Genomic DNA, 11,923 nt, shown 5'->3' on the forward strand with positions numbered 1-11,923 from the left:
AAACGCCAGCTCGGGCATTTATAGCCTTTATAATTGACCGACCGACCGGAAAAACCGTCAGCTCGGGCACTTATAGCCTTTATCAACGACCGGGCTCTCGAAAAAAGTGCCAGCTCGGGCATTTATAGCCTTTATAAATGACCGTTCGCTCAGAAAAATCGCCAGCCCGGGCATTTATAGCCTTTATAAATAACCGACCGACCGGAAAAAACGCCAGCCCGGGCATTTATAGCCTTTATAATTGACCGACCGACCGGAAAAAACGCCAGCTCGGGCATTTATAGCCTTTATAAATGACCGACCGACCGGAAAAAACGCCAGCTCGGGCATTTATAGCCTTTATAAATGACCGGGCCCTCGGAAAAACCGTCAGCCCGGGCACTTATAGCCTTTATAAATGACCGATCGCTCCAATAAAGTGCCAGCTCAGTCACTTATAGCATTATAAATCACCAAATAATGGGTATTCGAATTTATCAGTTATAGACTTTTCCCTGCGGATTAAACTTCGAAACAGTCAAAAACAAAGCAGCTTGTCGTTACAGAAACAAGCTGCTTTCAAAAAATGACGGAAATACCGCCCAAATAATCATTCTATTAAGGATTGCTTAAAGTGGAACCAGGAGAACCGTCCCCATGGAGGCCGTCCCCATGGAGGCCACGGAGGCTTTCTTCTGGAACGAGTTGGTCGATGTAGTAGATGTTGCCCCAGCGGTTTGGTGTGAAGTTGGAGGCGAAGCCTACGCTGAGTTGGGCTTTGTGTGGGTGCCGGGTGTCTGGGATGCGGATGGCTAGGCCTTCAGGTTCTCTAAAGGTGATGGCGGATGTTCCCCCTAGGAATAGTTCTTTGTCTACTACTTGCCCTGTGTTCCAGTTGACGGATGTGATGTAGGTATTACCATTTGGTTCAACTGAACCGCCGCTTCCATAGGAATTTCCTTCAAGAAGATACAAATATTCTCCGTAGGTGGCAAAGCCTTGGAACGTACCCATTTGCGGCTGAAATACGTCGGCGATTGGTTCATAGTTGCCTTGCTTCACTTGCTCCAAGTCAAATAGAGCAAAGTGGAAAACCTTATCTGTGCCGCGATAGCGCATCGTTAACGTATTGTTGGAAGGATCAATATTGACGGTCGTACGGTCCGCCCCCTCAATCAACCGATGCTTCTCCAGCTGCGGCGAATCAGGAGTCAGAATGGCACCATCTTCAAACTGGAACCTGGCAATCTGCGTGCCCCAGCCGTCACTTCCCTCTGTAACAGAATCCGTTTCAGTCCATAAATAAGGAGTACCATTTTCATCTACCTCGACTCCCATTTGGACACCATGACCAAATCCCTTCAAGTACATATAGCCCAATTCGTTTCCTTCCAAATCAAGCTTTGTCAGCGCTAGATCGCCATCTTTACCGCGCTGCGTTCCAGTCACCGGTGCTGCTTCTCCCGGTAGCTGCTGGCCGCCCGCCATTAATTGAAGAGTATAAATCGTTTGGTTGACATTATCAAAAGCAAACGACTGCAGCACGGTCCCATTATGCAAGGCCTTGTCACGGATCAATTCCTGGCTGTCTGCAGCCAAATCAAATGTTTTTGTATGAAGGATTGGCCGCTTGGCATCGGCATTAGCCGGCCCCGCTGCGAACAGACTTAGCGCCATGGCACCTACCGCCATCCCTGTTAACATCTTTTTCCCAAACCTTTTACTACTATTTCGTTTTACCATAAGGCACCTCCACTATTTATTAAGCTCCCATTTCCTGATCATTGATTTGTTCATTCAATCGACCGGTCTTCTTTTTCTCCACAAAACTAGCGACCTTTGCTAACAGCAGGGAGATGATCACGGAAAAAATAACGATTCCGTAAAATCCGGCCCCAATGCCAATCCCGACTCCCCCGGCGAACAGAATCATCGCTGCCGAAGTCAGCCCTTTGACCTGGATGCCATCCTTCAGAATCACTCCTGCTCCCAAAAATCCCAGCCCCGCCACAATTTGGGCCGTGAGCCGCATCGGGTCCATCCTGATCAAGTTGTTCATTTCCCCATATTTGTCTACACTGTAAATCGAAATCAGCGTTATTAAGGTACTGGCCACACACACATACATATAGGTTTTGAGTCCGGCTGGCTTATTCTTGGCTTCACGATCCCAGCCAATCACAAATCCCAATACCACACTCACGAGTACCCGCAGATACATCTCATGGTCTTTTGCAATGGAGAAGATCGTTTCCATCGCGCCACCTCCTCCTCCATTTACTCCGTTCGCTGCCCCTCAGCCTGTTTTTTAAGAATAGACAGCGCTGGCACAGGATTATTGCATGTCATTAACTTAGCGCCACACTCCAATCCATATTGAACCTGATGTTCATCATCAGGACAGTAACACCACACTAAGATTCCCAGGTCACGAAACTCTTTCACTCGTTCCGGTGTTAATAGCTTCATGCTGATTCCCACTGCCCACATTTTCGAATACGTCCCATTCTCACCTGGGACAAAATGGAACATCACTTCACCCGGAAAGCCTTGGGTTTTCAACCCGTACGTATCGTGAATATGCGCGACCACATTGGCATCAAAGCTTGTGAACACACAGCGTGGTAAAAAGCCATAGTCCTTGAGCATGCTAATCGCCTGGTCAGCCACTTCTATGGCATCTTCACTCGGCTTCACTTCTACATTTAATAGAAGATCCGGGTAGGCTTCCAGCAGTTCACAGAATTCTGCTAGCGTAGGAATCTCCTGATGCCCAAACCCTGTGAATACATCACTTGCATCAAACTCCTTGAGTTCCTTCACCGTATAATCACTGATCTTCCCTGAACCGTTGGTGGTCCGGTCGATGGTGGCATCATGAATCACCATCAATACTTTGTCCTTCGAAAATCGAAGGTCGAATTCCAGCATGTCAACGCCAGCCTCAATGGCTTTTTGAAATCCCAAAAGAGTGTTTTCTGGATACATTGATTTATAGCCTCTGTGTCCTGCCACGATAATGGCAGGGTCATTTTGCAGTCGTTCGATCACGTCAGAACCTTCCTTTCTGTCATAGAAAATAGAAAAGAGCCTACCGAAAACAGATCGCACATGATGTGTTAATGGTGTCTGCATTTCTGATAGGCTCTATTTTTCAAAGATTACTGTCCTAGAATTCTCTCTGTTTCTTTTGTAAAGGTATCTAGAGATTTATCAATGTCGGCGTTGTCATACATGATGGCTTCAATGGCTGCGAAGAATTCATGCATCACTTCCGGCCAAGCGGTATCTTTATTGGTATCGGTTGCATATTCCAGCTGTTCATAGGCTGTTTTGCGGTTCGGCTCTTTCGCCCAAAGATCCTGAATCGGTTTGGATTCTGCCATTTTCTTCGTAAACGGCAGGTAGCCTGATTCGACAATGAATTGCTGTAAGCCTTGCGGGTCAGACATCATAAAGTTCATAAACTGCCAAGCAGCTTTCTTGTGTTCGCTGCTAGCCAGCATCGCAACGTTACCGCCGCCTGTTGGTGTTGCATAAACATCATTTTTCGGAAGGAACGCAGTCTCATAGTCAAAAGTAGCTTGTTGGGCAATACCGCCAATCGATCCTGTGGATTGGAACATCATGGCCACTTTTCCGCTTGAGAACATTTGGTTGACGATGTTTCCGGAATCTGTTTGTGGCGGATAGAACAGGGCACCGGTATTTTGCATATCTTTCAGGTATTGGAACACATCTTTACCAATGCCATTTTTCACAAAATCAACAGAGGTTTTCTTATCATTGAAGAACTTGCCTTTACTTTGCGAAATCATCGCAATCGGATACCAAGTGTCATACGGCATGGTCAAACCATAGCGTTTCACTTCGTTTCCTTCTTTTACGACTAACTTATTGGCTACTTCTTTTAACTCATCCCAAGTCTTTGGCACTTCAAGACCTGCTTCATCCAACATCGTTTTATTCACATGAAGGATCGGGGTTGAACGGTTTAATGGCAAGGAAACTAGCTTTTTATTAAAAGTAGAATGTCCCATCAGGCCTTTAACAAAATCAGACTCTTTTACATCACTATCTTTGAAATAAGGCTTCAAATCTTCCAACACTTCGGCTTCTGCAAACATTTGAACATAGGCGCGTTCGATCATCGCGATATCAGGAGCCGTGTTAGCAGAAATAGCTTGTTGAAGTTTGGTAGACGTTTCATCATAAGTACCTTGGAACGTTCCCACAACCTCCACCTTGTCTTGACTTTCATTGAACCGTTTGATCATGGCATCCAAATACTCGCCATTAACCCCTCCGAGAGAGTGCCAGAATTGAATCGTAACCTTTCCTTCCGGTTCCTCCTGTGCAGGCTCTTTCGAAGTGTCCTTAGGAGTCCCCTCTGTTTTCTCCTCATTTCCACATGCAGCCAATATGCCTAAGACCAAGAACAAGGCTGCAAAAATCGAGAAAAATTTCTTCATAATACCCCTCCATTGTTTGCTTGAAATGTATTTCATAAGAGGACTAGTTTTTATTTAATCCCCGAATAAACAAAGGCTCTGACAATCTGTTTAGAACAGAATAGATAAACAATCAGGATTGGCACCACCAGTACCACGTTACCCGCCATGATGATATGCCAGTTGCTGATGCCCTCTGTCTCACGCAGCATCGAAATCCCGAGTGTCAATGGACGAACCTCATTGGAGTCTGTCATGACCAGCGGCCAGAAATAATCATTCCAGTGGCTGACAAAGCTGAACAGAGCAACGGTGGCTAAAGCCGGCTTGGACATCGGCACCATGATTTTCCACATGATTTTAAATTCATTGGCGTTATCCAGGCGTGCCGCCTCAATGATTTCCTCAGGAATCTGCATAAAATACTGCCGCAGCAGGAAAATTCCGAAGGCATTGGACATAAACGGTAAAATCTGCGGCAGCAACGTTTTGATCAGTCCCCAGTCCGCCATCATTAAATAAATCGGTATGAAGGTGAGCTGTCCCGGAATCATAAACGCAATCAGTACAAGAGCAAACAAAACATTTTTTCCAAAAAACTCATATTTTGCAAAAGCATAAGCCGCCGGAATCATCACCAGCAATTGAATAATAATGACAGAGATTGTCACAATTAATGAGTTCCTTGCATAGGTGGCAAATGGTCCTGACGTCATAGCGTCGACAAAGTTTAGCCACTGCGGGACTTCCGGAAGGATTGTCGGCGGAAACTTCATCGTTTCCTCCAACGTCTGCAGCGAGGTGGAAATCATCCACAAAAACGGGAATATGAATGCTAGTAAAATAACAACCTTTAAAACGGTATCCACTGTCAACCAGATATTATTGTGTTTCTTCATTGCAGCACCCCCTTGCCAAAATCATGTAGTTTGCTTATTGGTAATGAACCTTTTTCGCCATTAACCGGAAATAGATAATTGTTAATATTCCAATAATTATCATCAGAACAACACCTGCTGCCGCGGCATACCCAATATTGGTTGTCCGGTAACTATAAATATAGTAAACAAGCGTATTGGTGGCATTATTTGGTCCGCCGCCGGTCATAATTTTGACCGTATCAAACACCTTGAAGGAACCAATCGTCATGATGATCAAGATAAAGAATAACTGTGGTGAAATCAGCGGCAGTGTAATCTTGCGGAACACTTTAACCTTGCTGGCATTATCCAGAGCCGCTGCTTCATAGATGGTTGGTGATACCCCTTGAAGTGCTGCCACCAAGATGAGTGTATAGTAGCCGATAGCCTGCCAGACAGAAACGATAATAATTGACATCATCGCTGACTTGGAACTCTGCAGCCATTGCGAGGTCGGTAGTCCTAAACCTTTCAAAATATAGTTCAGGAATCCCAAACTAGGCTCCATCATCCATAGCCAGATTAACGAGACAGAAACAATTGAAATGATATGCGGTGTAAAAATCCCCGCCTGGACAATCGCATTGACACGGGTTCTTTTGCTTAGCCAGACCGCAATCAAAAGCGAAAGCGCTAGCGTCAAGATAACCACGCCGGCCGTGTAAACGACGGTATTCGTCAAAGATTTATAGAAGTCTTGTCTGCCGAGAATTTGAATGTAATTGTCAAGCCCGACAAACTTGCTCATATTTCGGTTCATCAAATTGAATTTGAATAAACTTAGATAAATCAAGTAAAACAGCGGATAGATGACAAATAGACCAATGCCGATCATGGCGGGACCGATCATGACATACGGACGAAGTTTTTCCCATAGTTTCCCTCTGCTCATATTAATAACTCCTTAATGCCTCAATATAGGAAGAATAGCTTGGATGACTAGTTGGTATTCGATTTCCGTCTTCGCCGAAGAAGTACATTTTCTCTGTTGGTACACTAACGTAAACTTGTTGGTTAACGGTAAATCGATCTTCAAGGCTTTTAATCATAAAGGAGGTATCTTTGTAATTAATCTTATAAAGTGTCTCAGACCCGAGCATTTCTCTCGTGACCACTTCGCCGCGAATCGAGAATGGTGTCGTTCCCGCTTCCGTCGAGCCAATCGCACTTTCCGGGCGGAAACCAAACTTGACGCCCCCCACACCCAACTCGTCAATATTCATCGGCGGGACACCGATAAACTGTGCAACGAATATATTGCTGGGCTCGTGATAAATGGTTTCCGGCGGCGCCTCCTGCTGGATCAGCCCCTGATTCATCAGGACAATCGTATCTGCCATTGACATGGCCTCGACCTGGTCATGTGTCACATAGACAAACGTGGTTCCCAGTTTTTTATGTAATTCGATCAAATCAATGCGCATCTGCGCTCTCAATTTAGCATCAAGGTTGGACAACGGCTCATCCATTAAAAACACAGACGGCTTTTTCACCATCGCCCGCGCCAATGCGATCCTCTGACGCTGTCCGCCGGATAAGGTAGATGGTTTACGGTCAAGAAAATCGGTCAGACCGACTGCAGCACTGATGCTTTCGACCAGTTCCGTTCGTTCTGCCTTTTTCACCTTGTTGTTTTTGAGGCCAAATTCAATATTTTCCCTTACAGACATCGTTGGGTAAATCGCATAGTTCTGAAACACCATGGCAACCCCTCGTTTGCCCGGTGCGATATCAGTAACGTCCTTTCCGTCAATCAGCACCGCCCCGGACGTCTGGGGGCCAATCCCGGCAATCATCCGCAACAGGGTCGTTTTTCCACACCCTGATGGCCCGACTAAAACGGTAAAGGTCCCGTCTTCAATCTTTAAATTGAGATCCTTAATAATCTCCTTTTTATCAAATTCTTTGGTTACATTAACAAACTCGATGGATGCCAAAAGCTGTTCCTCCTTTTTCCCAATTGACACATACACTTCTTTTTATAAAAATTTGATAGGACAGAAAGCCCTTTCATTATAACTCGAACCAAAACGAATGGTCTTTTAACATATGAATCTAGTAGTCTTGTTGAAATGACTTATAATAGCCGCGTTCATAAAAAGGCCAAACCCCAATGCTCACTTTAAGTTTGATGTTCGTTCGTTTCACGCACCTAATGTTCATTTTATTACTATTAATGTTCATTAATGCTTGTATTAAAAATATCCTATATTTTTCACACTGTCAATGTGTTTTTAAGATAATTTACAGAACATTTATAACATTTTTACTACAACCCATAAAAAAAGCGGAAATAGAGAAGTTACACTAAATAGTGATAACTTCTACTCCCACCTCGTTAAACAGCTGCACTTGCGATTCGGACACTTCAACTCCTGTTATGAGCTTGTTGATTTTGTTCACGGGAGCGACCTTATGAAGCGATACCCCGCCCACTTTCGTGTGGTCCGTCACCACGATCACTTCTTTGGCAGCCTCGATCATCCCCATCTTGGCCGGCACTAGCTGTTCCTCAAAATGTGTAAGCCCAAAATGCTGATGAATGGCCGGCGTGCCTACAAACGCCTTATGAACGTGAATCGTTTTTAAGACCTCATTCGTGTACATGCCGTTAAGCATAAAACTTTCCGGATATAAAATCCCGCCTGTCACAATCACTTTAATTCCCTTGGCATCTTTCAGTTCAGCCGCAATATTGATATCATTTGTCACAACGGTGATATCTTTTTTGTCCACTAAATGTTTAGCAATCTGAAGGGTAGTAGTGCCAGAGTCGAGAATAATATATTCACCCTCATTGACCATCTCAGCAGCCCTTGCGCCAATCCGTGACTTCTCTTCTACCCGTTCGGTGGCCCGGACTGTAAAGGACGGCTCATCACTAATCCCCTCTGGCAGCACAACACCGCCATGCGTCCGCCTTAGTCGTCCTTCCCGCTCAATCTCGGTTAAATCCCTGCGAATTGTGGCTTCATGGACATTAAATTCCTCTGCCAGTTGGGCAACAGAAGCCACATTATTCTTTTTGACATACTCAATAATCTTTAATTTCCGTTCAGCAGCTAACACGACCATCACTCCCGTATATTAAAACCCACTAGCATTCTGCTTATTTTTATTAAAGTTATACTTAGATTATTTTCATAAGTGACATATTGTCAAGCATTTATGCGCAACCATCAAAAAATATACATCTTTTAAAAAAAAGATTCTATTAAATTTGGCTGTTGATTTCCGCTCCATTCGCTACCAAAACAAAAAATGGCCTATCCTCCGTGTCGTAAGGAAGATAGACCATTTCCTTGTTCGTGTTATGACCAATCAAACGCCAATATCTCTTTCTGCCAGCCCCGGTGCTGGGATGCAGAATCCATCGCCTGTTTAAAATCCTGGACCGATTGAACCGGTGTAAACGTCGGCGGGATAATTTTCCGTAGTAATGTTTGATATTTCTCGTCAGCCATTGCGGAAATAACCGCGCGAAAATCCACACTGGAGCTGCGGCTGCTGCCGTAAGCCGATAATCCTTTTTCTAAAATATCCCTGGTGTTAATCGGTACTCTCTCCTCTGTTACACCCATAAGAATGAGAGAACCGCCGCGTTTAAGCAGGTCAATCCCTTGATTAATCGCGCTTTCGCTAAACTTTCCGCCCGTGCATTCCACCACAATATCCACTTTGTCCGCGCCTTTAAAATCATAGGTTTGGACTAAAGAACAGTCAGCAAATTCAAAATGAGCAAGTTTTTCCGGAATCGCTCCAAAAACTTTTAAGCGGTCGGGACCTAGTTCATAGATTTGATGAATTAAGGCTGCCGTCAAATAACCAACAGGTCCGTCACCAAACACGGCCACCTTCATATCTGGCGAGAAGAGCCTCTCCTTCACACGGCTGACCGCCCGATAGGATACCGTACATAGTTCACTCAGAACGGCAATCTCATCCGGAATCGAATCTGGAATCGGGATAACACACTCTGCCGGTAACACCAGACGGCTCTGAGCGATGCCATCATAACCGCTGCCTAAAAACTCATTCTTCTCATTATAGTTATCTCTAAATTCTTTGGTGGAAGTCGAGCTGCAAATTTCTGACTCACCTTTTCCTAGTAACGTGCCCGGGATATTCGGCACAATCACCACACGCTGGCCCACCTCGAACTCCGGGGATCTGCTGATGACTACTTTGCCAATCCCCTCATGCAGGAGCGCCATCGGCAATTTCTTTGCCAACGCTTCTGGCCTTCTTTGTCCCATATAATAGCGCAAGTCAGCATGGCAAATACTTGCAAGTGTCGGTTCGACGACCACTTCTCCTTCTTGAACATGGCGTTCAATGGTGACTTCTTCTACTTCCCCCGGTTTTACAAGTCTAAATGTACGTGAATGAACGGTTGGTACTGCTTTTAATTGCAATATTTCTCCTCCTCCTTTGTTCACTTGGTGCTAGTTTCTCAGGATGTTTTGTTCACTTTTGTTTGTATTAGTTTAACTTTTACTCATTTATTCCTGTCTTTACATAATATCTTGACAAAAAATGAGTTGTCAAGAGGATTAGTGCAAAAATGAAGAATTTTCTAATAACTTATTGCGCACTTTTGTTCATTCTTGTTATGATGAAGGCATGATTATTCAAACTAGTTTTTATGTAAGGTGGTGTCATCTCAGTTGAAGAATTCAACTTTTTCCATTGGAGTCGATTTTGGGAGTGAATCTGGAAGGGTGATTGTGGCCGATGTCCAAACCGGGGAAATCATGGGAACCCATATTGTCCCGTATCAGCATGGAGTAATCACAGAGCAGTTGCCGGGGACTAACATATCTATTCCTTATGGAAGTGCCCTTCAGCATCCGCAGGATTATCTTGACGTCCTAGAAATAGGAATACCTTGTGCCGTCGCCAAAGCAAACATTGATGCTGCGCAAATTATTGGATTGGGGATTGATTTTACAGCTTCAACCGTTTTACCTGTCGATCGCGACTTAAATCCATTGTGCTTTTCCCCCCAGTTCCAAAATTCCCACCATTCCTGGGTCAAACTATGGAAACATCACCATACCAAGCCACAGACTGAGAAAATCTATCAACTTGCTACTCAGCGAAAAGAAAAATGGCTGCGGCGGTTAGGGTACAATATATCGGAGGAATGGGCGATTCCGAAAATCCTCGAGGTTTTTGATGATGCCCCTGAGCTTTATGCCCGCACTACCTATTTTATCGAAGCGGTTGATTGGATTGTTTCTCTATTAACTTCCACCATTACCAGAAGTAATTGTTCGCTTGGCTTTAAAGCATTTTGGAATGAACAGGATGGATTTCCAGAAGAGTTTTTTTATGAGCTAGACCCCGAATTCGGCGCGACGATTGTTTCCAAATTGCAGGGGCACATCAAACAGGTTGGAACCTGTGCCGGCACGCTGACCAAACAGTGGGCAGAAAAACTTTCCCTGCCGCAAGGTCTGCCGATTGCCACAGGGATTATTGATGCTCACTCCGCTCTGCTGGGCAATGGAGTCTACCAATCCCAAACATTGCTAATGGTGATGGGCACTTCTACCTGCCATCTGATGGTGAGCCCGGAACTTAAGGAAATCCCCGGGATATCCGGTGTTGTAAAGGATTCCGTCATTCCGGGATTGTATGCCTATGAAGCAGGCCAATCCGCTGTCGGTGATTTGTTTGGCGCCTATGTAAACAAGCATATTCCGCCAGCCTATGTCGAGGAAGCTGATAGATTAGGTGTTTCCGTATTTACATTATTAGAAGCGAAGGCCGAGCAGCTGTCGCCTGGGGAAAACGGACTGATTGCTCTCGATTGGCATAACGGGAACCGCTCTGTTCTTTCTGATGCTGATTTATCAGGGCTTTTGATGGGGCTGACGATCCACACCAAACCGGAAGAAATCTTTCGTGCTTATATGGAGAGTACTGCCTTTGGGGCAAAAATGATTCTAAACACCTATCAAGAATGGGGCATGGAGATCAAGGAGGTCATCGCATCAGGGGGACTGCCAAAACGAAATCCCCTATTAATGCAGATCTATGCAGACATTCTGGACAAACCGATCAAAGTAGCCCAATCCGAGCAAGCATCCGCCATCGGCGCCGCTATCCTCGGATCAGTGGCAGCTGGAGGAAAAAACGGAGGACCAAGCAGCATCATCCAAGCCATCCAGCAAATGGCCTCACCAATTGAAACAACCTATTATCCCAACAAAGAAAACACACAAACCTATCAAACCCTGTACACCATGTACCAAACCCTGCACAACTACTTCGGCATCCAACACCAACACATGATGAGAACACTCAAACAGATGAGGAGCCATAGGGACGTGCTCCAGGGGGACGGTTCTGTTGGCGCATTGTGAAACCACGGCTCCAGGGGGACGGTTCCTCTGGCTCACGAAACCAGAGGGATGGGTTCAAAACCACTGAAAAACATTACCGGTCACCAGATGAGTCTGCGTGGCCTAATTCTATTTTTTCAGTGTTTACGGTCACGTAGAGGCTGTCTACGTAACCTATTTCTAGTTTTTTCAATGCATACGGTCACGTAGAGGTTGTCTACGT

The 11,923-nt window shown here is 45.1% G+C and carries 10 protein-coding genes; 1 reads left to right on the forward strand and 9 read right to left on the reverse strand.

Annotation, left to right across the window (positions count from 1 at the left end; all coding sequences use genetic code 11):
• Nucleotides 1–597: 597 nt before the first annotated feature.
• The 9 genes from BN2425_RS17405 to BN2425_RS17445 all read right to left on the reverse strand — a co-directional run bounded on the left by BN2425_RS17405 (nt 598) and on the right by BN2425_RS17445 (nt 9,765).
• The gene (locus BN2425_RS17405) at nt 598–1,722 is read right to left on the reverse strand and encodes a phage baseplate protein (RefSeq protein WP_052352937.1); all 1,125 of its coding nucleotides are present in this window, start codon (nt 1,720–1,722) and stop codon (nt 598–600) included.
• A gap of 19 nt (nt 1,723–1,741) precedes the next feature.
• The gene (locus BN2425_RS17410) at nt 1,742–2,236 is read right to left on the reverse strand and encodes an MgtC/SapB family protein (RefSeq protein ID WP_042462067.1); all 495 of its coding nucleotides are present in this window, start codon (nt 2,234–2,236) and stop codon (nt 1,742–1,744) included.
• 20 nt (nt 2,237–2,256) lie between these two features.
• On the reverse strand, nt 2,257–3,030 hold the full coding sequence (locus BN2425_RS17415; protein WP_042462069.1) for a glycerophosphodiester phosphodiesterase family protein: 774 nt from the start codon (nt 3,028–3,030) through the stop codon (nt 2,257–2,259).
• Between the two features lie 110 nt (nt 3,031–3,140).
• Nucleotides 3,141–4,451 carry an ABC transporter substrate-binding protein gene (locus BN2425_RS17420; RefSeq protein ID WP_042462071.1) on the reverse strand — a complete coding sequence of 437 codons (1,311 nt, stop codon included), beginning with the start codon at nt 4,449–4,451 and terminating at the stop codon, nt 3,141–3,143.
• Between the two features lie 50 nt (nt 4,452–4,501).
• On the reverse strand, nt 4,502–5,329 hold the full coding sequence (locus tag BN2425_RS17425) for a carbohydrate ABC transporter permease (protein WP_042462073.1): 828 nt from the start codon (nt 5,327–5,329) through the stop codon (nt 4,502–4,504).
• A 34-nt stretch (nt 5,330–5,363) separates the two neighbouring features.
• On the reverse strand, nt 5,364–6,242 hold the full coding sequence (locus BN2425_RS17430) for a carbohydrate ABC transporter permease (protein WP_042462075.1): 879 nt from the start codon (nt 6,240–6,242) through the stop codon (nt 5,364–5,366).
• 1 nt (nt 6,243) lies between these two features.
• Nucleotides 6,244–7,287, reverse strand: coding sequence for an ABC transporter ATP-binding protein (locus tag BN2425_RS17435; protein WP_042462077.1), 1,044 nt, complete (start codon nt 7,285–7,287; stop codon nt 6,244–6,246).
• A gap of 370 nt (nt 7,288–7,657) precedes the next feature.
• A complete protein-coding gene (locus BN2425_RS17440) occupies nt 7,658–8,419 on the reverse strand; it encodes a DeoR/GlpR family DNA-binding transcription regulator (RefSeq protein WP_042462080.1) in 762 nt (253 codons plus the stop codon).
• Between the two features lie 242 nt (nt 8,420–8,661).
• Nucleotides 8,662–9,765 carry an alcohol dehydrogenase catalytic domain-containing protein gene (locus tag BN2425_RS17445; RefSeq protein ID WP_042462082.1) on the reverse strand — a complete coding sequence of 368 codons (1,104 nt, stop codon included), beginning with the start codon at nt 9,763–9,765 and terminating at the stop codon, nt 8,662–8,664.
• 252 nt (nt 9,766–10,017) lie between these two features.
• On the opposite strand from BN2425_RS17445, the gene BN2425_RS17450 reads away from it, so the two are divergent.
• Complete coding sequence (locus BN2425_RS17450; protein WP_042462084.1) at nt 10,018–11,721, forward strand: ribulokinase; 1,704 nt, start codon at nt 10,018–10,020, stop codon at nt 11,719–11,721.
• The last annotated feature ends 202 nt before the right edge of the window (nt 11,722–11,923 follow it).

Origin of the sequence: Neobacillus dielmonensis, from assembly GCF_000612665.1 — a bacterium.
In the GTDB taxonomy this organism is placed as follows: domain Bacteria; phylum Bacillota; class Bacilli; order Bacillales; family Cytobacillaceae; genus Neobacillus; species Neobacillus dielmonensis.